Genomic DNA, 19,998 nt, shown 5'->3' with positions numbered 1-19,998 from the left:
CGAAGCTGCCGCGCGGCGCCAACGGTGGCGCAATCATCCGTTCATCACACTCACGAGCCGATGGCCTGACGCGCCCGTCCATCGCTTGACCGTCCCTGTGTCGATGTCGAACAGATCGAGCACGCGTCCGAGCGTGTGATCGATCATGGACTCAAGACTATCCGGCCGCGCATAAAACGCAGGCACGGGCGGATAGATAATCGCGCCTGCCTCCGTAACGGAAGTCATGTTGCGCAAATGCCCGAGATGCAGCGGTGTTTCGCGCGCCATCAGCACGACCCGCTTGCGCTCCTTCAGCATGACGTCCGCGGCACGCGACAGCAGCGAGCCTGTGTTGCCCGTCGCGATTTCAGCAAGCGTCTTCATCGAGCAAGGCGCGACGATCATGCCATCCACGCGAAACGATCCGCTCGAAATCGCAGCGCCGATATCGGCATTCGGATAGTGCTCGTGAGCGAGCGCCTGGACGTCCGCGGCGCGCAAATCGGTCTCGTACGCCAGCGTCATCTGCGCCGAGCGGCTCATGACCAGATGCGATTCGACGTTCAGCTCGCGCAGCATCTCCAGCAGCCGCACGCCATAGATGACGCCCGAAGCGCCGCTGATTCCCACCACGATACGTTTGCGTCGTTCCATGTCCATCGTCTCTCGTTGAACCGAAGTGCCCCGCATGCATGTGTGTCGTCCCGCGCACATCAGACGGCATACGGCTACGTGAAGGTTGCATGACGCAGGCGGCACGCTTCAAACGAAATCTGTTCATGCGTGGCATGAAGTCTTTTCATCGTCAGTAGCCGGGTCTGGCGTGCGACGCCACGTCAATGGCGCGGATGAAATCCGTTCATGGCGAACATGAGAAATCACCGTTTGCGAGGGCGTGCGTTCTGGCTCAGTCTGCCCTCACAGTCCCGCATGTCATGCCGCGCGACTCGACGGGCAACGTCCACCGAACGGCAGCATCTGACTGCCGCCGTGCTGCCCGGACACGTCACATCGATGCGACGTTGCCTGATTCACACCGATGCAATCCGACAGGCGAATCCGTGAGGCTGGCCGGTTTGCGATGTATTCCCCTTGATCATTCACCGGACAACCATGAAAAATTTCCCTTCCTTCCAGACACATTTGCAGGCCTTGGAGGAAAAAGGCCTCGTCGTCCACGTCCATCGCGAGATCAACAAGGACACGGAGCTTCATCCCCTCGTGCGCTGGCAATTGCGCGGCGGCATCCCTGAATCGGATCGCAAGGCATTCGTATTCCATAACGTCGTCGACAGCAAAGGACGCCGTTACGAGTTGCCCGTCGTGGTCGGCGCGCTGTCGATCAACCGGGAGGTGTACGCGATCGGCATGGGCGTGCCCGTCGACGAGATCGGCAAGAAGTGGCAGCACGCGAAGGGCAATCCGATCGCCCCCGTCGTCGTCGACGAAGCACCATGCCAGGAAGTGTGCTTCATCGGCGACGATCTCGATGTCGATGGGCAAGGACTCGAACATCTGCCGATTCCCATCTCGACGCCGGGTTTCGACAATGCGCCCTACACGACGTGTTCGCAGTACATCTCGGTCGACCCGGAAAACGGCATCCAGAACATGGGCACGTACCGCGGGCAGATCAAGGGCAAGCGCCGGGTCGGCTGCAATCCGTCGATCGAAATGGGGCAGGGCATCTATCAGCATTGGCTCAAGTACAAGGCGATGGGCAAACCGATGCCCGCTGCGCTCGTAATCGGCGGCCATCCTGCCGTGTCGTTCTGTTCGGTGCAGAAGCTGCCCATCGACGTGGACGAACTCGGCGTCGCGGGCGCGATCCTTGGCGAGCCGTTGCGCGTCGTGAAGTGCAGGACCAACGATCTGCTCGTGCCCGCCGACGCGGAAATCGTGATCGAAGGCTTCGTGCCCACGGATACGCTGGAGCCGGAAGGTCCGTTCGGCGAATCGCATGGTCACGTGAACCTGCAGGAATTCAACCCGTATATGAACGTGACGGCGATCACGCGCCGCAAGAATGCTCACCTTGTATCGATCATCAGCCAGGTCACGCCGAGCGAAAGCTCGCTGGTCAAGAAAGTGGCATTCGAGCCGCTGTTCCTCGATCACCTGAGGAACTCGCTGCGTATCGCGAGCGTGGAAAAGGTCGTGATGCACGAGCCGCTCACGAATCTGCGCAAGCTCGTGATCGTCGTATTCAGCGAGAAGGCAACCGAAACGGAGATCTGGCGCGCGCTGATGGGCGCCGCGTCGCTGCAACCGGCCGTCGGCAAGCTCGTGGTCGCCGTCAGCAACGACATCAACCCGGAGAACAGCGACGCCATCTTCTGGTCGATGAGCTACCGGATGAATGCGATCAAGGACGTGCAGATCCTGCATGGCCGCGACACGGGGCACGGGCCGCGCACGTCGGGTGCGCAGCGCGGCGACGACGCCGTGGACGGCGTGATCCTGATGAACGCGACGCGCAAGGAAAAACTGCCGCCGCTGTCGTTGCCGACGAAGCCCTACATGGAGAACGCGAAGGCAATCTGGGAAGAGCTCGGCTTGCCGGCGCTGCGTCCCGAGTGGCCGTGGTACGGCGTCTCGATGGGCGACTGGGACGAGCGCAACGAAGCGATGGCGCAACGCGCGGTGAAGAGCGAGTACTTCAAGACGGGTGAAGAGCAGACGCGTCAACGCGTCGGTCCCGAATGGATCAACAAGGATTCGGACTGGTACTTCGCGGAAAAGAAGGATCTGTAAGCGGCCCGCGAAAGCGGCCACACCAGAGCAGCAGCAAGAGAGCGTCTCGCGCGATGGTTCACGGGTTGCCGTCAGGAAACGGCAGAACGCTGGACGGCAGGTCGTGCGGGGCGCTCTCGTACATCCACGGTGGGCGGCGTGGAACGCGCCACATCCCGCCACATGAATACAAAGACATTGATGGAGGAGATATGCACGAAAAAGGAGGAGCAGTTTCCATCGCGCGCGCGAGCGGCCTCAAGCGTTCGCTGACAGCGTTGACCTTGCTGGGTTTGTCGGGCGGCGCCGTTCACGCCCAGAGCAGCGTCACGCTGTACGGCTCGCTCGACGGCGGGCTGCGCAACCTCGTGAATGGAACCAGGGCGGGCGGCGCGGCGCTGACGATGGCGTCGAACGGCGTCTACAACTCGAACCGCTGGGGCTTCGAAGGCAAGGAGGACATCGGCGGCGGCTACTATGTGCGCTTCAATCTCGAAGCGGGCTACGTGTTGTCGACGGGGGCGAACAACAACACCAGCAACCAGCTGTTCCAGCGCACGTCGACGGTGGGAGTCGGCGGTCCGTTCGGCCAGATCGACATGGGCCATCAGTTCACGCTGCAGCACTTTCTGATCAAGGACTTCGAGCCGTTCGACTTCCATTACCTGAGCATCACCGAGTCGACAGCGATCTCAGGCGGCACCACGGGGCGCGACGACAACGACATCAACTATCGCGGCATCTTCGGACCGTGGGTGGTCCGCGGCGAGTATGCGCTGGGCGGCGTGCCGGGCAGCGCCTCGCACGGCTCGACGCTGGCGGGCGGTCTGAACTATCGCACGCAGCTGATCAAGCTGGGCGCCGGCTACACGCACAAATCCAATCCGCTATCCGCAACGTCGAGCCAGTACTTCGGCAATGACCAGTACACGGCAGGCGGCACGGTGACCGTGGGGCCCGTCGACGTGATGGCGGGTTATTCGCTCGACTTGCAGGACGTGCCCGCCAACGTGCGCAGCATGACGCGCAATCAGTACCTGTGGGGCGGCGTACGGTATCAGATGACACCGTTCTTCAACGTGACGGCTGCGTACTACGACAACAAGAACAAGACGAACGGCGTGGATGGCCGCAAGGATGTCGCGATTCTCGGGATCAGTTATCTGCTGTCGAAACGGACCGAGCTTTATGCGGATATCGACTACACGCATTTCACGGGCGTGTACGTGACGAACGCGACGCTCAATCCGTCGCAGCATGAGAAGCAGACGGGCGTATCGTTCGGTATCAACCACTGGTTCTAGTCGTGCGCAGGCGCGCCGGAGCGGTTCGTTCCGCTCATGGGCGCGCTTCTTTGTTTGTGTGGTGACGGGATCGTGATGCCGGCATCCGCATGAGCAAAGGATGCCGGCCAGCCTGAAATGAAGCCAGACACGCTACGGGGGATAGAGCGATCTCAGTGATCGTCCAGCGACCCTTGAGCGTTGAAGTGCGCACGAATCGTCTTCGTATAGTGAAGAAAAGCCGGCGTCGCCATGACTTCCAGTGGCCTCGGGCGAGGCAGATCGATATCGTAGATCGCCGCAATCGATCCGGGCCGCTCCGACATCACCAGCACTCTGTCCGATAGAAACACGGCTTCGGGAATGCTGTGCGTGATCAGGAGCACCGTCTTCTTCGATTCGAGCCAGATGCGCTGCAATTCCATGTTCATGCTTTCGCGCGTCATTGCGTCGAGCGCGCCGAACGGCTCGTCCATCAAGAGCACCGACGGATCATGCAGCAGCGCGCGGCAGATCGACACCCGCTGCTGCATCCCGCCTGAAAGCTGCCACGGATACTTCTCCTCGAACCCCGTGAGCCCCGCCATGCCAATCAGCTTCATCGCCTTCTCGCGCGCCTCGCGCTTCGGCATGCGGCGCATCTCGGCTTGCAGGAGGATGTTGTCGAGCACATTGCGCCACGCGAGCAGCACCGCGCTCTGAAACACAATGCCGACGTTCTTCTGCGGCCCGCGAATCGGCTGTCCCGACAGCGTGATCTTGCCGTCCGAAATCTCTTCGAGCCCCGCGATCATCTTCAGCAGCGTGCTCTTGCCGCATCCGGACGGTCCCACGATCGACACGAACTCCTGTTCGCGGATGTCGAAATCGAGCGGTCTGAGCGCCTGCATCATGCCCTGCGCGCTGCGGTAGCGCTTGGTCACCCCGCGCAACTCGATCAGCGGTTTCGATGGCGCGGGTGCGGGCGATCGGTAGTGCTTTTCGTCAAGCTTGAGTACGGTGGTCATAGCGATGCGGGATTGAGATGAACGGATGGAGAAGGGCGCGCGAGGGGTCGGGCGCGGCTCAGGGCACGAATGCACCCGTGTAGTACTTCGCGGGCACATTCGCCGACGGATCGAGCTTGCTGTACTGCACGATCGCGGCGACGGAATCGTCGATGTTCTTCGTGCTGACGTGGAAGATCGGCGCCTGTTCCGTTTCAGGCGTGCGGTAGAACGGAATCGTCGCCTTGAGCGTGCGTATCATCGTGTCGCGCGAGCCGGCGGCGGGCAGCGTCTTCAGCAACGCGTCGACGGCGGCGGCGGGATCCTTCTCGCTGTCGTTCACGGCCTTCGCAGTGGCGCGCATGAAGCGTTTGAGCAGGTCGGCGTTGTCCCTGATCATGTCGTCGCGCGCGATGATGCTGAGTGTGGCGACGTTGACCTTGTAGTCGGCGAACAGGATCGCGCGTGCGGGTTTCTTCGTGGCCTGCTCGACGGAGATCAGCGGAATGGTCGCAAAGCCGACGAGCAGATCGGCCTGGCCCGTGATGACGGCGTTGATGGTCGTCTGCGGATTGCCCGTGATGGTCTTGAAGTCCGAATCCTTGAGTCCGACCTTGTTCATGAACATCGTCCAGAGCTGCGACGAGGCATCGCCGGGCGCGACGGCCACGGTTTTGCCCTTGATGTCCTGCGGCGTCTTGATGTTCTTCTCCGCAAGGCCGACCACGGAGGTCGGGTTCTCCTGCATCAGCACGCCGATTGCCTTGACGGGGGCGCCCATCGCGGCGACTTTCACCATCGTGCTGAAATCGGCGTAGCCGATGTCGACGTTATGCGTGGCGACGGCCTGTACGGTCGGGCCAGAACCGTGTCCTTCCATCAGCTTCAGGTCGATGCCCTCGGCGTCGTAATAGCCTTTCACCTTGCCGAGATAGAACGGCGCGACGGCGCCGTTGACGGTGTAGTTGAGCATCATCGTTAGCGAATCTTTCGCGTAGCTCGCCGTGCTGCCGCAACAACAGATGGCAGCGATACTCAGCGCGCTCGCCATGCGCGATAACCTTCTGGACTTCATGTCGTCTCCTGCCTGGTTTTAGTTGGGTAGTCGTGCGGGGTAGTGATGCGGGGTAGTGATGCGGGGTAGTCGTGCGGGGTAGTCGTGCGAGGTAGTCACGCTCGTCCGAGTGCGCGTGCGCGATGCGACGCGTGCCATGGAATCGCGATGCGCTCCAGCATGTCGATCACGACGAACAGCAGCGCGCCGATGACGGACAGCACCACCAGCGCCGAGAAGATCAGCGGCTGGTCGAAGTTGCCGTTGGCACGCTGCAGAACGAAACCGAGACCCGAGTTCGCGCCGACGAATTCGCCGACCACGGCGCCCACCACGGCCAGCGTGATCGACACTTTCATGCTGGAGAAAATCGACGGCAGCGCATGCGGCAAGCTGATCTTGAAGAACGTCTTTACGGGCGAGCTGCCCATCGACTTCGCCAGATCGATCAGGTCTTTTTCGACTGACTTGAAGCCCATCACCGTCGATACGACGACGGGAAAGAAGCCGAGCAGAAACGCGACCAGCACGCGCGGAAAGAGCCCGAAGCCGAACCAGACCACGAAGAGCGGCGCGATTGCGACCTTCGGAATGCTCTGCGAGAACACGACGAGCGGGTACAGATAGCTTTCGATCAGCGGCGACGCTGCGACCAGCATCGCGATTGGCACACCGATCAGCACCGACAGCCCGAAGCCGCCGAGCGTCGCGTAGAGCGTCGGCAGCGACTCCTGCAGCAGCATCGGCCATTGCACGGCGATCTGACGCATGATCGCTTCGGGCGTCGGCACGAGGTAGGGCGGAATCTTGAAGATGCGGATCACGAGATCCCACGCGACGAGTATCGCCACGATCAGCAGCAGCGGACGGACCCACTGTGAGTTGAGCACTTTCCTGGTGAAGTTCACGGCATTCGCCCTTTCTGGTTGAGAGGCTGGAAACGGACCGCGGAGTCGGCGAGGGGCCTCGCATGTCGCGGCAGCGCGTGCAAGCGGGAAACGAGAAACGAGAATCGAGAAGCAGGAAGCGGCGGCGCAGGCAAGCGCGGCGCACAGGCATGGAGCGGCACGCTCTGGCAGCAAGATTGAAGGCGAGCCAGGCGACGGGCAAACGCTAATTGTTCATGCCGCACATGAGAGAAATTCATCCGCCGCCGCGCGCGACGCCTGTCCCTGGATCGACTCGCGCGATGTAGAACGCCCGTTCGCAGGCAATGAATACTTTTCATGCGTCGCATGAAAGATCGTCGTTTGCCGGGTCAAAGGGCAGCCAGCAATATCCGTCTGCGGGCTCGGAGAGCCGAGAACCGAGAACCCATTCCCGACCGCATTCGATCGCACCCTAGCCAGCGGAGCACGCAATGAATCAACCGAGCAGTCCCGATGTCGTTTCGTCTCATGTCACCGTACGAGACGGCACGCGCATCGGCTACAACCTCTACGGCGGAAAAGAGAACACGGTGCGCGTCGTCCTCGTGCATTCGCTCGCGATGGACCGTCATTTCTGGACGCCCGTCGTCGAGCGGCTGATGCCGCGCGCTGCCGTTCTTGCCATCGACGCACGCGGCCACGGCGCGTCGGACAAGCCGGCCGGCCCCTACACGGTGTCGCTGTTCGCGCAGGACGTGTACGACGTGATCCGCGCGACGGACTTCCGCAATGTACTGATCGCGGGCGCGTCGATGGGCGGCTGTGTGGCGCTCGAGTTCGCCGCAACCTGCCCCGACGCGATTGCCGCCGGTCTGATCGATACGACCGCGTGGTACGGAGAAAGCGCGCCACAAGACTGGAATGTCCGCGCAGAGAAAGCGGAAGCGGGCGGCCTCGCGCCGCTGGTCGAATTCCAGACGACGCGCTGGTTCAGCGACGCGTTCCGCGCCGAACGGCCCGACGTCGTGCAGCGTTGCGTCGATACGTTCCTGCGCAACGACGTCGCTGCATTCGCGGCGACGGGGCGCATGCTCGGCGCGTTCGACGGGCGCGCGCTGATGCGCGACGTGAAGGTGCCGGCGTGCGTGATCGTCGGCGAAGAAGACTACGCGGCGACGCCTGCGATGGCGCGTGCGCTGCACGCGGGCATCGCCGCTTCGACGTTCGTCGAGATTCCGCAAGCGCGCCATCTCACGCCGCTGGAGACCCCGGAAATCGTGGCCCGCGAGCTGCACGCGCTGCTCGATCGCGCAGGTTGCGCGCGCTAGGTCCATTCAGAAACAAGGAGTGCATCAGATGATTCCGTTTGAGCTCGCCAGGCCCAGGTCGCTCAAGGAGGCAATCGCGCTGCTCGATCCGGAAGACCCGGATATTCGCCCGATGGGCGGCGGCACGGCCGTGATGTTGATGATGAAGGCGGGCGTGCTGCGGCCGACGCGCCTCGTCAGCCTGCGCGATGTCGAGCCGCATTACGCGCAGATTCGCGTCGCCGCAAACGGCGAACTGCGTATCGGCGGGCTCGCGCGTCTCGCGACGCTCGAACACTCGCCGCTCGTGAAGGAAGGCTGGCCGTTGCTGTCGCGCACGCTGCGCACGCTGTCGAACGTGCGGGTGCGTAACGTCGCGACGATCGGCGGCAACCTCGCTCACGCCGACCCGCACATGGACATGCCGCCCGTGCTCACATCGCTCGGCGCACGCGTGACGATCGCGGGGCCGAACGGCGAGCGGACCGTGTCCGTCGAAGAACTCTGCACGGGCTATTACGAAACGGTGCTGGCGCGCGACGAACTGATCGCGGAGGTCATCGTGCCGCCGCAGGCCGGCCGTCCTGCCGCCTATATGAAGGTCACGACGCGCGCGGCGCACGACTGGCCCGCGCTAGGCGTCGCCGTCGTGCTGAACATGAAAGGTCCGCAGATCGGCAGCGCAAGCGTGATCGTCGGCGCGGCCACGGATCGTCCGACGCGCCTCACGCAGGCCGAAGCGCTGTTGCGCGGCGCGTCGCCCGACGATGCCGCGTTGCTGCGCGATGCGGGCGAAGTGGGTGCGGCGCAGCTCGATATCGTCGGCGACCCTCACGGCTCCGCGAGCTACAAGAAACAACTGCTGAAGGTCTATCTGGGCCGCGCGGTGCGCACGGCGATCGCTGCCGCCGAGGGACGCGCGGCCCCATCCGGGGGGCATGCCTGATGAAAATCGAAACGACGCTGGAAGAACAGCCGGCACAAAAACAGGTTGGCCGCGCATTGAACCGGCTGGAAGCGCGCTCGAAGGTGACGGGCCGCGCGGAGTACATCCACAATCTCGTGCTGCCGCGCATGCTGTACGGCAAGATCTTTCGCAGTACCGTGGCGCATGGCAGGATCGTCGGCATCGATACGAGCGCCGCGCGTGAACTGGAAGGCGTGTTCGCCGTGTATACGGGCGAGGACGTGAAGCGTGTGATTCCCGAGCCGTATTTCGGCCCGGCCTTTCACGACCAGCCGATTCTCGCGCTGGACAAGGTGCGTTACATCGGCGAGCCCGTGGCCGTCGTGCTCGCCGCCGATCCGCACGTCGCCGAAGAAGCGACGCATCTGATCATGGCCGACTACGAAGAACTGCCCGCCGTGTTTAACGAGGTCGAGGCCGCGCAATCGGACATCCTCGTGCACGACTTCCTGCGCCCGGCGGGCACCTTTCCCGATCTCAAGCATCTGGCGGGACGCAAGGGCACCAATGTCGCGCTCGACTTCCAGTTGCGGCGCGGCGATGTCGACGCCGCCTTCGCGCGCGCGGCCCATGTGTTCGAAGATACCTTCACGACGCAGCAGGTCATGCACACGCCGCTCGAACCGATGGTGTCGCTCGCGGAAGCCGATCCCGGCTCGGGCACGCTGACGGTGCATACCGCGTCGCAGAGCCCGTCGTTCGTGCGCATCGAAATTGCGCGCCTGCTCGGCTGGGACGAAAACCGCGTGCGTGTGAAGTCGGCGCTGCTCGGCGGCGGATTCGGCGCGAAGCTGTACATCAAGCTCGAAGCGCTCGTCGTGGCGCTGGCGCTGCTGTCGCGGCGCGCGGTGAAAGTGTCGCTGACGATGGAAGAACAGTTTTTCACCATCACCAAGCACGCCACCACCTTCCGTATGAAGACGGCCGTGAATGAAGACGGCCGCATCACCGCGCGCAAGTGCGAGGTGTGGTGGAACGGCGGCGCCTATGCGGATATCGGGCCGCGCGTCACGCAGAAGTCCGGCTTCACCGCGTCGGGTCCGTACGACATCGAGAACGTGTGGATCGATTCGTATCAGGCGTATACGAATCTGCCGCCCGCCGGCGCGTTTCGCGGCTTCGGCATTCCGCAGATGGTGTGGGCGTACGAGAGCCACGCGGACATGATCTCGCGCGCGCTGCGCATCGATCCGCTCGAATTCCGCCGCCGCAATATTCTGCGCGAGGGCCGTCCGCACGCAACGGGCACGCCGATGCACGACGCCGCCATCGACCTCGTGCTCGAACGCGTCGCGCAGCGGATGAACTGGAGCGCGCCATTCGAGCGCGGCACGGGCACGCTGCGGCGCGGGCGCGGCATCGGCATCGGCTTCAAGGCGCTGGTCGCACCGACCACGTCCGTCGCGATGGTGAGCATTGCGGGAGACGGCAGCTGCACGGTGTATTCGAGCACGGTCGACATGGGCCAGGCATCGGAGACGGCGATTGCGCTGATGGCGGGCGAGGTGCTCGGCATTCCCGCCGAGCGCATCAAGGTGATGCGCCCCGACACGGACGTGACGCCGTACGACATGGCGACGCTCGGCTCGCGCTCCACGTTTCATATGGGCCACGCAGTGCGTCTCGCCGCTGAAGACGCGAACCGCAAGCTGCAGGGACTGGCCGACGAACTGGGCGTCGCGCCCGTGCCCGCGATCCGGGCGGGAGAGCTGCTGCGTCGCAAGTACGGCATGCAGGCGGGCAATATCGTCGGCATCGGCAGTTTCATTCCCAGCTACAAGTCGCCGGATCACGAGACGGGGCAGTCGGAAAACATCACGCCGAACTGGATGGTGGGCGGCTGCGGCGTCGAAGTCGAAGTCGATACGGAGACGGGCCATTTCAGGCTGCTGCGTTTCGAGAACGTCGTGGATTGCGGCACGCCCATCAATCCGAAGGTCGTCGATACGCAGATTTCCGGCGCGGCGATCATGCAGCTCGGCATCACGCTGTTCGAGCGGATGGAGTTCGACGAAGTCGGGCAATTGCGCAATGCGTCGTTTGCCGAATACAAGATTCCGGGCATCCACGACATTCCGTCCGCGATCGGCCGCGAAACTGTCGATTCCGTGCAGAACAACGGACCGTTCGGCGCGAAGGGCGTCGGCGAAAGCGCGACCTTCGGCGTCGCGTCGGCGATTGCCGATGCCATCGAAGATGCCGTCGGCGTGCGTCTCAAGTCGCTGCCCTTGACGCCCGAGAGCGTTTTCCGGGCGCTGTGCGCCGCGCGCAACGAACCGCTATCCGAGGAATAGACCATGAGCACCACGTCCATCACGATTCATTTCACGCTGAACGGCGAACGGGTGAGCGCCGCAATCGAGCCGCATCAGACGATTCTGGAAGTGCTGCGCCAGCAGTTCGCGCTGTACGGCGCGCGCGAAAGCTGCGGCCAGGGCCTGTGCGGCTGCTGCACGGTGATCGTCAACGGCGAGAGCGTGTCGGGCTGCCTGTACCTCGCGGCGATGGCCGACGGCGGCGAAGTCACCACGGTCGAGCATCTCGACGCGAACGGCGAACTCGATGTCGTGCAGCGGGCCTTTATCGAATGCGGCGCGTTCCAGTGCGGCTTCTGCACATCGGGTTTCATCCTGATGAGCCGCCAGTTGCTCGACCGCAACCCCGATCCGACGGAAGCCGAGATCCGGCATTTTCTGTCGGGTAACCTGTGCCGTTGCGCGGCGTACCCCGAAATCATCGAGGCCGTGAAGCTCGCGGCACAGATGCGCCGGTCGGAGGGCGCCGTGCCCGCGTAAAATTCCCGGCGGCACGCGCGCCGGAACATGGGCGCGCGACAACAAGGAGACGGTCGATGCAGCAACCTCTGGAGGAGAGGTCCGGCGCCGTGCATGCGCAGTCACGCAGCGCCGGTGAAGACGTCGTGTGGTATCGCTCGATCAGCCGCAAGCAGTGGAGCGCGCTGGCCGCATCCAATCTCGGCTGGTTCTTCGACGGCTACGAGACCTATGCGCTCGTTCTGACCGTGGGCGTCGCGCTCGGGCAACTGCTGGCGCCGTCCGCGCACGCGCAGATTCCGTTCTACGCAGGGCTCGTGATCGCGCTGACGCTGCTGGGCTGGGGCATCGGCGGGCTGATCGGCGGCATCCTGACCGACTACGTCGGACGCAAGCGCATGATGATGCTCGCCATTCTGGCGTATTCGCTCACCACGGGCCTGAGCGCGTTGTCGTGGGACTGGGCGTCGTTTGCGGCGCTGCGCTTCGTCGTCGGACTCGCGATGGGTTCCGAGTGGGCGACAGGCACGGCCATGACAGCCGAAATCTGGCCCGACCGTCATCGCGGCAAAGGCGCGGGCCTCATGCAATGCGGGCTCGGCACGGGCTTCTTCGTGGCGTCGCTGATCTGGCTCTTCGTGAGCGGAATGGGCGACCACGCGTGGCGCTACATGTATCTGATCGGCGTGCTGCCCGGCCTCGCGACGTTGTGGATGCGCGCGGGCATCCCCGAATCGGAGCAGTGGGAGCGCGTGAACGCGCAGCGCAAGGCGACGCGCGAACGCAAAAAGGCGGGCGCGGTGCTCGACGACGGCGAACAGGCGCTGGCGCGTTTCACGCTCACCGATCTGCTCGCCGATCCGAAGCTGCGCCGCCGTACGTGGATCGCGGTGCTGATGTCGCTCAGCACGACGCTCGGCTGGTGGGGCATTTCGACGTGGGTGCCGCCGTACATCGGCGCAGTCGCGGCGCGCGCGGGCCTGCATGCGGCGCAATGGGCGAGCTTTGCGGGCATGGCGTACAACGTCGGCGCGATCGCCGGTTATATCGGCCTCGGCTTTCTCGCCGACGCTTACGGCCGCAAGCGCGTCACCGCGCTGTTCTTCGCGGTGGCGTTCATCATCACGCCTGTGCTGTTCATATGGACGCACGATGTCGCGTTGCTGCTCGCCGTCGCGTGCGTGTCGGGCTTCTTCAGTCTCGGCCAGTACACATGGATGCCGACGTGGCTGCCCGAGCTCTATCCCACGCGCGTGCGCGGCACAGCGATCGCGCTGTGTTTCAATGTTCCGCGCTTTCTGGCGTGGACTGGGCCGCTCGTCGCCGGTACGCTGATCGCCCGCTTCGGCGGCTACGGTCATGCAGCCGTCACGGTCGGCTTCATCTATCTCGTCGGTCTCGCACTCGTGCCGTTTCTTCCGGAAACGCGCGGCAAACCCTTACCCGAACAGGTCTGATCATGAACTTCATCTTCACCGAAAAAGCGCCGTCGCCGGGCGGTCACTATACGCAGGCCGTGCAGGCAGGCGGCTTCACGTTCGTGTCGGGCATGCTGCCCGGACCGGGCGTCGCTACCGACGGCCCCGACAATTTCGAACGCCAGGTACGCGCGACGCTCGCGCACTGCACCAGCGTGCTTGCCGAAGCAGGGTGCGAACTGACGGACGTCGTGCAGTGCACCGCTTATATCGTCGACGTGAAGAACTGGCCGGAATTCAACCGTCTGTACGCGGAGCACTTTGGCGCGCACAAGCCGGCGCGCGCGGTCGTGCCCGTGCCGGAACTGCATCATGGCTTTCTCGTCGAGCTGCAAATGGTGGCGCACCGCGCTGCCTGAACCGGCAGCTTCAGGAGGAGGCTATGGACAGCATCGACGTGACCGTGCTGCATCATGCCGTCGGCTGGCTGAAGGCGGGACGCCGTGTCGCGCTGGTGACCGTGACGCGCACATGGGGCTCGAGCCCGCGTCCCGTCGGTGCGCTGCTCGCCATGCGCGACGACGGCGTGGTGAACGGCTCGGTCTCCGGTGGCTGCATCGAAGACGATCTGATGGCGCGCGCCCGCGCGCAGCTTCTTGCGGGCGAACGCCCCGAAGTCGCGACCTACGGCGTCAGCGCCGAGGAAGCGCGGCGTTTCGGTCTGCCATGCGGCGGCACGATGCAGCTCGTGATCGAACCGCTGGCAGGCGATGCGTCGTTGACGGCCATGAGCGAACTCTGCGATCAGATCGCGGACGGCAATCTGATCGCGCGCGAACTCGATCTGGCAAGCGGCCGCGCGCGGCTGCGGCGGGCATCGCCGGACGAGCAGTTGCGCTTCGACGGCAAGACGCTGGTGAGCGTGCACGGGCCGCGCTATCGGCTGCTGATCATCGGTGCAGGCGACCTGTCGCGCTTCCTGGCGGGAATTGCGAACGGGCTTGGTTATCAGGTGACCGTATGCGACCCGCGCGACGAATACGCCGATGCGTGGCCGATGCCGGGCGTGCACCTCGTGCGGACGATGCCCGACGATACGGTGCTGGACATGTGCCTCGACGGACACAGCGCCGTCGTTGCACTGACCCACGACCCGAAACTCGACGATCTCGCGCTGATCGACGCGCTGCAGACCGACGCGTTCTATGTCGCGGCCATCGGCTCGCGGCGCAACAGCGACGCGCGGCGCGAGCGGCTCAGACTGTTCGATCTGGACGACCGGCAGCTCGCGCGGCTGCATGGCCCCGCGGGCATCTATATCGGCAGCAGGACGCCGCCGGAAATCGCCGTGTCGATCGCAGCGGAAATGACGGCTGCGAAGAATGGCGTGAGGTTGCCGCACGCGCTGGATGTGGCGCAGGGAAAACGCGAGCAGGAACCGGGCGCGGTGTGCGCGGCGGCTTTGACCCGCTAGATCGCGACAGCGGGAGCGCGTCTACTCGCACTCCGGTTCCGACATGTCGCGCCGCGCATTGACGATCTGCCACCACTGCTGACGCAGCGCGTCCCGCAGGATCTTGCCGCGCGCGCTGCGCGGCAGCGCCTGAATCATGAAGACCGCACGCGGCATCTTCTCGCGCGCGAGGTATTCGCGGCAATGCGCGAGCAGCGCGGCTTCGTCCGGCGTAGCGCCCGGCTGCGGCACCACGAAACATACGGTTTCCTGTCCGTACACGGGGTCCGGCACGCCCAGTGCCGCGACGTCCAGCACCTGCGGATGCGCGCGCACGATCTCCTCGATTTCCTGCGGGACGATCTTCACGCCGCCGCGAATGATGAGATCGTCCATGCGTGCCGCCATCCGCACGAAGCCCTGGGCGTCGCGTGCGGCGATATCGCGCGTGAAGAGCGGCGTGCCGCGGATAGGCAGCAGCGAGCCGTCGCGTTGCAGCACGCCGAGCGCGAGCTTGGCGCCGTCGACCACCACCTGGCCTTTGACATCGGGGGCGCAGGACGCGCCTTCGGAGTCGACGATATCGAACGCGATGTGCGCGGCGGGATAACCGACCGTGCCGATCTCGCGGCGATGCAGGCGGTTGCCGCACATCCATCCCGCTTCCGACGAACCGTACAGATTGAGGATGCGGATGCCGTACCGCTGCTCGAACCGCTGCCATTGAGCGGGCGAGAGCGGCGCTGTGCTGCAGGTCATCGCGCGCAGCGAGGCAAACGTGCCGGCGGGCACCTCGAGGGGCGGTTCGAGCAGCATGTTGAGCACCGTCGGCACGCCGGCGCTCACGGTGATCCTGTGGTCGCGAATCCAGTCGCCGAAGCGGCTGCGCGAAAAGCGGCGCGCGATGCACAGTGTCGAACCCAGCTGCAGGAACGGAATGAAGCTGAGTATCTGCGCCGAATACCAGTCGAACGAACGGTATTCGAGCGTGCGGTCGTCGCGGGTCAGGCCGAGCAGATCGATGCTGTCGAGTCCGTTGAGCCAGTAGCACGCGTGATCGTACACGACGATCTTCGGAATACCCGTCGTGCCCGATGTGCAGCACATCGAAGCGATATCGCCGGGGTTGGAGATCGTCGCGGCGTCGGGCAGCGGCCGTGTGTCGCCGGCTTGTGCCGCATCGTCAGCGTGTGCGGCGAGGGCAATGATGTCCTTGCCCGGCTGCGCGTTCGCGCTGTCTCCCGACGCCCATGAAACGAAGCGCACGACGGGCGCATTCGCGCTCGCTACGGTGGTATCGGCTGCGTCTTCGGGCATCACGACGAGCGTCGGCTGGATCGTGTCGAGCAGCGTTCGAGCCGTCTCGTCGCCGATGAACAGCACGTCGAGCGGACACACGATCGCGCCCAGACGCCATGCGCCGAGCCACAGCAGCAGCTTGTCGGGCGCATCGCAATCGGCGAGCACGATACGCGCGCCCCGGGTGATGCCGCGGCGCGCGAATTGCCGGGCGATGGCGTCGACGGAACGGGCAAGCTGTTCGAAGCTCAGATTGATACGCCGGTCGACATCCACGATGGCAGGCTTGTCAGGCGTTTCCCGCCGATGCTGCTCGATCAGGTCGGCAGCGGTGCGCCAGATGGGCTCGGCTACGGGGTCTCGGGCGCTCGACATGAACTCAGCAAGGCTCCGGCACCGACGGCGCCGTGACGCGGCGTGGCGCTGCTGTGCCGTCGGCGGCAGCGGTTTCGCCGAGGCGCGCGAGCGCCCATTCGCGGAACAGTTCGACCTTCTTCGTACGCGCCTTGTCGTTCGGCGACGAGACGAAATACGCGGAACTGGACGGCACGCGCACATCGAACGGCGCCACGAGCTTGCCGCTGGCGAGATCGCCGTCGACGAGCGGCGTGCGGCCGATCGCGATGCCGACACCGTCGAGCGCCGCAGCGAGCGATGTCAGTTGCAGATGGAACACCGACTCGCCCGCGAATTCGACGGGTTCGCGCACGGCGGCTTCGAGCCACGCGGGCCAGTCGTCCTGATACATCGAATAGAAGTACGTGCGAATCTGCCGCATGCGTGCGAGACCTTCCGCGACCGAGCCGAACTTGCCCGCTTCTTCGAGCACGGCGGGCGAGCACACGGGGAAGAACTCCTCGCCGTGCAGACGGTCCGAGCGCGCCGATGCCCAGCGCCCCGAGCCATAACGGATGGCGACGTCGTAGCTGTTGCGGTCGAACTCGTTGAACGTGGAACTGGTGGCGACGTGCACCGTGATGTCGGGATACGCGCGCTGGAATTCAGGCAACGCGGGGATCAGGCATTTGACCGCGTAGGTGGGCAGGCAGGTGACCGTGAGAACCGTGCTCGGCTTTTTCTTGCGTGCATGCGCAGTGGCCAGCGACAGCAGATTGATCGCCTCGTGCACGGAATCCAGATACTCGCGTGCCGCTGGCGTCAAGGTGAGGACGTTGCGGCGTCGCACGAACAGCTTGATCTCGAGGCGTTCTTCGAGCGTCTTGATCTGATGGCTGATCGCCGTTTGCGTCAGCTCGAGCTCCTGTGCCGCACGGGTGAAGCTGAGATGTCGCGATGCCGCCTCGAACGCAAGCAAGCTCTGCAGAGAGGGTATGTAGGGTCTCATCTAGATGTCAGCGCAATGCAAGTCACCTGGTGACGGATTGTAGCGGGTTTCCTCTACGCGCTCCGACGCTCCGCGCGGCGACGCAGGGCCCGCATGAGGTCACACGGCGGCCCAGGCCGAACCCCGCCGGATGCACGGATGATCGACCCGTTACGACCCCTCGCGACAATGAAACTTTTTCATGCCGGACATGAGAAAAGTTAGTTTGCGCGTGCCGAAAGCGCTCGGGCACTCTTGGTGCGGTCGAACGAAGCGTCCTCCATCGGCGCACATGAATCAATTGTTACAAACCCGGAACATCGCGTGTTCAACGGCAAGGCAATGGTCAGCTCTGCGCTCGTGCGAAGCCACGTCGGCACTGCAAGGACAACAAGAAGCGATACGCGCAATGAGCCGCTGATCGCAGAGAGGGAAACGAACGATGGACATCGATGTACTGGAAAACCCGTTTCTTGCCAGCCTCGGCATGACGCGTACCGACTGGCGCGAAGGCTACGCGGAGTTCTGCCTCGACCTGCAGCCCGAACTGCTGAATCGCCAGCGCGTGCTGCAGGGCGGCGTGGTCGCCACGTTGCTCGACGCTGCGTGCGGATACGCGGGCCTGTATAGCGCCGATCCGCAGCGGCCGATTCACGGCGTGACGCTGTCGCTGACGCTGAATTTCCTCGACAAGGGCGTCGGCACGACGCTGATCGGCAAGGGCTTTCTCGAACGCAAGGGCCGCTCGATATTCTTTGCGCGCGGCGAAGCGTGGATCGATTCGAAAACGCTGATCGCCACCGCGCAAGGCACGTTCAAGTACGCGGGCGGATATGGGCGGCGCGAACCGTCGGGCGCACGCGGCGGCGAACTCGACTGACGGGCGGTAGCGCGTGGGCAGCGCATGAATCGTTCTCATCCGTGACATGAACGATGGTCGTTTGCACGGCATGTGGCATTGCTTCAATGTTGCAGCACGAGAACAACCACCTTGTATGGAATCGGAGCAAGACGCTGCTCGACAGGAGACACAGGACGTGACACAGAGTTCGAATACCCACTCGCTGGATCTGCGCGCATGGCTGGACGAGGCCCGCGCGCTCGATGAACTGACCGATGTATCGGGCGCCGACTGGAATCTGGAACTGGGCGCCATCAGCGAGCTGAACGTGAAGAAGGCGCGTCCCGCCGCGCTGCTGTTCGACGATATTCCCGGCTATCCCAGCGGACATCGCGTGCTGACATGCAGCACCGCGAGCCCGGCGCGCCTTTCCTCGATCCTGCGCGTCGGCCATCAGGCGGACCATCGCGCACTCGTGGAGACGCTGCGCGGCAAGCCGAAGCAGTGGCAGGCGCACGCGCCCGAATACGCGCCCGTGACGGTTGCGGGCGGCCCCGTGTTCGACAACATCCAGTCCGGCGCCGACGTCGATCTCTTCTCGTTTCCTGCACCGCTGTGGCACGAGAAGGACGGCGGACGCTACATCGGCACGGGCTGCATGGTGGTGACGAAGGACCTCGACTCCGACTGGATCAACGTCGGCACCTATCGCGTGATGATTCACGACAGGAACCACGTCGGCCTCGACATGATCCCCGGCAAGCATGGCGCCATCCAGTACGACAAGCACATGAAGGCGGGCAAGCCGTTCCCGGTGGCGATCGTGATCGGCTGCGATCCGCTCGGCTATCTAATCTCGGGGATCGAAGTGCCGTTCGGCATGTGCGAGTACAACTACATCGGCGCGATCCTGAAGCAGCCGGTTTCCGTGGTGAAGGGGCAGTTGACGGATCTGCCGTTTCCGTGCGCGTCCGAGATCGTGATCGAGGGCTACGCGCATCCCGGCGACGTCAGGATAGAAGGACCGTTCGGCGAGTTTCACGGCTATTACCCGGGCAAGGCGGAGACCGCGCCCGTCGTGACCATCGAGCGCATCTACTACCGCAACAACCCGATCATCATGGGCAGCCCGCCCGCGAAGCCGCCCAACGACTATTCGTATTCGAAGGCGGTGATGCGCTCGGCGCTGCTCGTCGATGCATTGCAGGCGGCGGGCGTGCCGGATGTCGCCGGCGTGTGGGCTCATGAAATCGGCGGCGCGCGCATGTTCAACGTCGTGGCGATCCGTCAGCGCTACGCGGGGCACGCGCGCCAGGCGGGACACATTCTCAGTCAGTGCGGCGTCGGCGCTTATATGTCGCGTTATTCGATCGTGGTCGACGAGGACATCGATCCGTCGAATCTGCAGGAAGTGATGTGGGCCGTCGCCACCCGCACGGACCCCGACATCGATATCGACATCGTCAGGCGCGGGATGGGTTCGAAGAACGATCCGATGTCGATTGCGAACCCGTACAAGGCGCCGTTCAACTCGAAGGCGATCATCGACGCGTGTCGTCCGTTCGATTTTCTGCACGAGTTTCCGCAGGTCGCGGAAGCCAGCAAGGAACTGCAGGAAAAGACGCGCGCGAAATGGCAACACATTCTGGGCTGACGCCGCGCGACGCGGCATGAAGCGGCGCGCGATGCGCCACATACCGATCATGCA

General features: G+C 64.1%; 17 protein-coding genes. 11 read left to right on the top strand and 6 right to left on the bottom strand.

Annotated elements, in window-relative coordinates:
- Positions 1–33 precede the first annotated feature (33 nt).
- Positions 34–636, bottom strand: coding sequence for a UbiX family flavin prenyltransferase (locus FRZ40_RS36675; RefSeq protein ID WP_147237450.1), 603 nt, complete (start codon positions 634–636; stop codon positions 34–36).
- Positions 637–1,095: 459 nt separating this feature from the next.
- Between FRZ40_RS36675 and FRZ40_RS36670 the strand changes: the two genes are divergently transcribed.
- Both FRZ40_RS36670 and FRZ40_RS36665 read left to right on the top strand, forming a co-directional pair.
- Complete coding sequence (locus FRZ40_RS36670) at positions 1,096–2,736, top strand: UbiD family decarboxylase (RefSeq protein ID WP_147237449.1); 1,641 nt, start codon at positions 1,096–1,098, stop codon at positions 2,734–2,736.
- Positions 2,737–2,927: 191 nt separating this feature from the next.
- Complete coding sequence (locus tag FRZ40_RS36665; RefSeq protein ID WP_147237448.1) at positions 2,928–4,019, top strand: porin; 1,092 nt, start codon at positions 2,928–2,930, stop codon at positions 4,017–4,019.
- A 152-nt stretch (positions 4,020–4,171) separates the two neighbouring features.
- On the opposite strand, the gene FRZ40_RS36660 is transcribed toward FRZ40_RS36665, so the two are convergent.
- The 3 genes from FRZ40_RS36660 to FRZ40_RS36650 all read right to left on the bottom strand — a co-directional run bounded on the left by FRZ40_RS36660 (position 4,172) and on the right by FRZ40_RS36650 (position 6,946).
- Complete coding sequence (locus FRZ40_RS36660) at positions 4,172–5,005, bottom strand: ABC transporter ATP-binding protein (protein WP_147237447.1); 834 nt, start codon at positions 5,003–5,005, stop codon at positions 4,172–4,174.
- 58 nt (positions 5,006–5,063) lie between these two features.
- Positions 5,064–6,059, bottom strand: coding sequence for an ABC transporter substrate-binding protein (locus FRZ40_RS36655; protein WP_147237446.1), 996 nt, complete (start codon positions 6,057–6,059; stop codon positions 5,064–5,066).
- Positions 6,060–6,154: 95 nt separating this feature from the next.
- Entirely contained in the window at positions 6,155–6,946 is a 792-nt protein-coding gene (locus FRZ40_RS36650) for an ABC transporter permease (protein WP_147237445.1), read from the bottom strand.
- Between the two features lie 452 nt (positions 6,947–7,398).
- Here FRZ40_RS36650 and FRZ40_RS36645 point away from each other — a divergent pair, with 452 nt between their 5' ends.
- From FRZ40_RS36645 to FRZ40_RS36615, 7 genes are read left to right on the top strand one after another with little or no spacing between them, the layout of a single operon-like run.
- Complete coding sequence (locus tag FRZ40_RS36645; RefSeq protein ID WP_147237444.1) at positions 7,399–8,235, top strand: alpha/beta fold hydrolase; 837 nt, start codon at positions 7,399–7,401, stop codon at positions 8,233–8,235.
- Positions 8,236–8,263: 28 nt separating this feature from the next.
- Positions 8,264–9,160 carry an FAD binding domain-containing protein gene (locus tag FRZ40_RS36640; protein WP_028364122.1) on the top strand — a complete coding sequence of 299 codons (897 nt, stop codon included), beginning with the start codon at positions 8,264–8,266 and terminating at the stop codon, positions 9,158–9,160.
- Positions 9,160–11,475 (top strand): xanthine dehydrogenase family protein molybdopterin-binding subunit, encoded by a 2,316-nt coding sequence (locus FRZ40_RS36635; RefSeq protein ID WP_147237443.1) that lies wholly within the window; start codon positions 9,160–9,162, stop codon positions 11,473–11,475. The genes FRZ40_RS36640 and FRZ40_RS36635 overlap by 1 nt, the downstream gene beginning before the upstream one ends.
- Before the next feature lie 3 nt (positions 11,476–11,478).
- On the top strand, positions 11,479–11,976 hold the full coding sequence (locus FRZ40_RS36630; protein ID WP_147237442.1) for a (2Fe-2S)-binding protein: 498 nt from the start codon (positions 11,479–11,481) through the stop codon (positions 11,974–11,976).
- Positions 11,977–12,032: 56 nt separating this feature from the next.
- Positions 12,033–13,412 carry an MFS transporter gene (locus FRZ40_RS36625; protein WP_035540976.1) on the top strand — a complete coding sequence of 460 codons (1,380 nt, stop codon included), beginning with the start codon at positions 12,033–12,035 and terminating at the stop codon, positions 13,410–13,412.
- A 2-nt stretch (positions 13,413–13,414) separates the two neighbouring features.
- Positions 13,415–13,792 carry a RidA family protein gene (locus FRZ40_RS36620; RefSeq protein WP_147237441.1) on the top strand — a complete coding sequence of 126 codons (378 nt, stop codon included), beginning with the start codon at positions 13,415–13,417 and terminating at the stop codon, positions 13,790–13,792.
- Between the two features lie 23 nt (positions 13,793–13,815).
- On the top strand, positions 13,816–14,847 hold the full coding sequence (locus tag FRZ40_RS36615; RefSeq protein ID WP_147237440.1) for an XdhC family protein: 1,032 nt from the start codon (positions 13,816–13,818) through the stop codon (positions 14,845–14,847).
- 21 nt (positions 14,848–14,868) lie between these two features.
- Here the strand turns inward: FRZ40_RS36615 and FRZ40_RS36610 are convergent, their stop codons facing one another.
- A complete protein-coding gene (locus tag FRZ40_RS36610) occupies positions 14,869–16,500 on the bottom strand; it encodes a class I adenylate-forming enzyme family protein (RefSeq protein ID WP_147237439.1) in 1,632 nt (543 codons plus the stop codon).
- A gap of 4 nt (positions 16,501–16,504) precedes the next feature.
- Positions 16,505–17,470 carry a LysR substrate-binding domain-containing protein gene (locus FRZ40_RS36605; RefSeq protein ID WP_147237438.1) on the bottom strand — a complete coding sequence of 322 codons (966 nt, stop codon included), beginning with the start codon at positions 17,468–17,470 and terminating at the stop codon, positions 16,505–16,507.
- Between the two features lie 421 nt (positions 17,471–17,891).
- On the opposite strand from FRZ40_RS36605, the gene FRZ40_RS36600 reads away from it, so the two are divergent.
- Positions 17,892–18,329 carry a PaaI family thioesterase gene (locus tag FRZ40_RS36600; RefSeq protein WP_028364115.1) on the top strand — a complete coding sequence of 146 codons (438 nt, stop codon included), beginning with the start codon at positions 17,892–17,894 and terminating at the stop codon, positions 18,327–18,329.
- Between the two features lie 157 nt (positions 18,330–18,486).
- Entirely contained in the window at positions 18,487–19,944 is a 1,458-nt protein-coding gene (locus FRZ40_RS36595; protein ID WP_147237437.1) for a UbiD family decarboxylase, read from the top strand.
- Positions 19,945–19,998: the final 54 nt, after the last annotated feature.

This window comes from Paraburkholderia azotifigens, from assembly GCF_007995085.1.
Lineage (GTDB): Bacteria > Pseudomonadota > Gammaproteobacteria > Burkholderiales > Burkholderiaceae > Paraburkholderia > Paraburkholderia azotifigens.
This window is presented reverse-complemented; position numbering and strand designations above follow the sequence as displayed.

Coding starts and splice junctions, on each gene's coding strand:
- FRZ40_RS36675 (WP_147237450.1), bottom strand. CDS start 636: ATGGAACGACGCAAACGTATCGTGGTGGGAATCAGCGGCGCTTCGGGC.
- FRZ40_RS36670 (WP_147237449.1), top strand. CDS start 1,096: ATGAAAAATTTCCCTTCCTTCCAGACACATTTGCAGGCCTTGGAGGAA.
- FRZ40_RS36665 (WP_147237448.1), top strand. CDS start 2,928: ATGCACGAAAAAGGAGGAGCAGTTTCCATCGCGCGCGCGAGCGGCCTC.
- FRZ40_RS36660 (WP_147237447.1), bottom strand. CDS start 5,005: ATGACCACCGTACTCAAGCTTGACGAAAAGCACTACCGATCGCCCGCA.
- FRZ40_RS36655 (WP_147237446.1), bottom strand. CDS start 6,059: ATGAAGTCCAGAAGGTTATCGCGCATGGCGAGCGCGCTGAGTATCGCT.
- FRZ40_RS36645 (WP_147237444.1), top strand. CDS start 7,399: ATGAATCAACCGAGCAGTCCCGATGTCGTTTCGTCTCATGTCACCGTA.
- FRZ40_RS36640 (WP_028364122.1), top strand. CDS start 8,264: ATGATTCCGTTTGAGCTCGCCAGGCCCAGGTCGCTCAAGGAGGCAATC.
- FRZ40_RS36635 (WP_147237443.1), top strand. CDS start 9,160: ATGAAAATCGAAACGACGCTGGAAGAACAGCCGGCACAAAAACAGGTT.
- FRZ40_RS36630 (WP_147237442.1), top strand. CDS start 11,479: ATGAGCACCACGTCCATCACGATTCATTTCACGCTGAACGGCGAACGG.
- FRZ40_RS36625 (WP_035540976.1), top strand. CDS start 12,033: ATGCAGCAACCTCTGGAGGAGAGGTCCGGCGCCGTGCATGCGCAGTCA.
- FRZ40_RS36620 (WP_147237441.1), top strand. CDS start 13,415: ATGAACTTCATCTTCACCGAAAAAGCGCCGTCGCCGGGCGGTCACTAT.
- FRZ40_RS36615 (WP_147237440.1), top strand. CDS start 13,816: ATGGACAGCATCGACGTGACCGTGCTGCATCATGCCGTCGGCTGGCTG.
- FRZ40_RS36610 (WP_147237439.1), bottom strand. CDS start 16,500: ATGTCGAGCGCCCGAGACCCCGTAGCCGAGCCCATCTGGCGCACCGCT.
- FRZ40_RS36605 (WP_147237438.1), bottom strand. CDS start 17,470: ATGAGACCCTACATACCCTCTCTGCAGAGCTTGCTTGCGTTCGAGGCG.
- FRZ40_RS36600 (WP_028364115.1), top strand. CDS start 17,892: ATGGACATCGATGTACTGGAAAACCCGTTTCTTGCCAGCCTCGGCATG.